Below are 1,614 nucleotides of genomic sequence, written 5' to 3'. Positions count from 1 at the left end.
CTCCGCACCACCCCCACCACCCGGACCACCCGGACCGCCCCGGACCAGCCGGACCGCCCCGGACCAGCCGGACCAGCCGGACCACCATGCGCAGGCGGTCAGCGAGCGCCGCTCATGGAGGGCGAGGAGCACGTCAGCCGCGCCCGGGTGAGGTGCCCGACCAGGGCCCATGGGGCCAGTCCCCGCAGCTGGGCACGCGCGACTGTCCCGGGCACGGCGCGAAGGCCTCACGCAGGGCGGCCGAGCGATCAGCGAGCAGAAAGCAGCGAGTAGGGAGCAGCGAGCAGGGAGCAGGGAGATGAGTTCCGAGAGGAGTTCCTCCCAGAAAGGTGTCACCGTCACCTTCCAGCAGCGGGCACCGACATCACCGCCGGTCCGCTCAGACGGGACGACCGCCCGGCGCGACCGCCTCGGCGTCGGCCCTCGCCGTCGCGTCGGGGAGCCCCACCGGGTTGCCCTCCGGGAGGAGGCCCGACTCGCGGACGGTGCGGGCCAGCGGTGCGAGGAGGTGACCGAGGCGGGAGGTGGCATCGGCGCCGAGGGCGGCCCAGGGGGCGGCCGCCGCGGTGTCCGTCCCGGCTTCGACGGCCGCGTGGGCGGCGTCCCGGCGGGGGTGAGCCGGCCGTCGTCGGTGAGCCAGCCGCGGTCGCGCAGTCCGGCCTGTGCCGCCCGCCATGCCGCGAGGTCCCACTTGCGGGTCTGCCGCAGCAGTTCCTCGTCCGACTCCCCCGCCCCACACTTCAGCGCCATCGCCTCGACCGGACCCAGGCCGTGACCGACGAGCACGGCGATGTGTCCGTCGCCGCGGTGTTCGCGGAGCGTGGTGACCGCCTGCCAGAGTCTGACGTGCGGCTGTGCCGGACGCGGGAGGGCCTGGTTGGCGCCGCCGAGGACGCGTCCGGCCGTGTCGGCGGCCTGCGCCGCCTCCCAGGCGAGGTCGGCCGCCTCGGCCAGGTCGGCGGAACCGACCGTGTCGGCCCCGAACACGCGGGTCATCGCGGCGTCCATGGCCCGTTCGCGCGCCGCGAGGACGTCGGCCGGACCGGCGTATCCCCAGGCGTCGGGAACGGCACGCGCCACGCGGTCGGGGTGGAAGACGTAGAAGGAACTGGTGACGACGGAGGCGGGAACGGGGCCCAGGGGTGCCGCGCGGAACGCGAAGTAGCCCATCCAGAAGCCGCGCAGGCCCAGTTCGTCGGCGGCCAGGTGCGCCTCGGGGGCGAAGTAGACCAGGTCGTGGACCAGTTCGAACCGTGCCCACATCGTCCGCGCGACGCCGTCGTCCACCGCATGCCTCCCGGCTCACCGATTCGCTCACCTGACCACCGGAAGGCAGCATGCGCCATGACGACGGCGGCGTTCAACCCCCGGCCGGGGCCGTCGGCCAGGGGCGGCGTCGGTGCGCCCATGGGGTGGTGGGGCCACCTCCGTGTCTCAACGGGTCCGCCCGTCACAGGCGTTGACCCCGTCCGGGCCTCGCAGCAGAATGAGCCGACGCGCGCTTGAGAGCGCTCTCAAGCGCATCGTGCACCGCACCGCGGCACGCTCTTCGCACCCCCCGTTCCTGCGACGGACCGTTCGGCGCCGTCAACCCATTACTCGCACCGTCCTGAT

1 pseudogene is annotated in these 1,614 nt (G+C 74.2%); it reads right to left on the bottom strand.

From position 1 onward, the window contains the following. Positions 1 to 379: 379 nt before the first annotated feature. Positions 380 to 1,263: pseudogene (locus tag BM536_RS37365) on the bottom strand (SCO6745 family protein). Between the last annotated feature and the right edge of the window lie 351 nt (positions 1,264 to 1,614).

Source organism: Streptomyces phaeoluteigriseus, assembly GCF_001896135.2.
In the GTDB taxonomy this organism is placed as follows: Bacteria; Actinomycetota; Actinomycetes; order Streptomycetales; family Streptomycetaceae; genus Streptomyces; species Streptomyces phaeoluteigriseus.
Note: the sequence above shows the minus strand (reverse complement) of the source record. Positions and strands in the feature narration are given on the sequence as shown.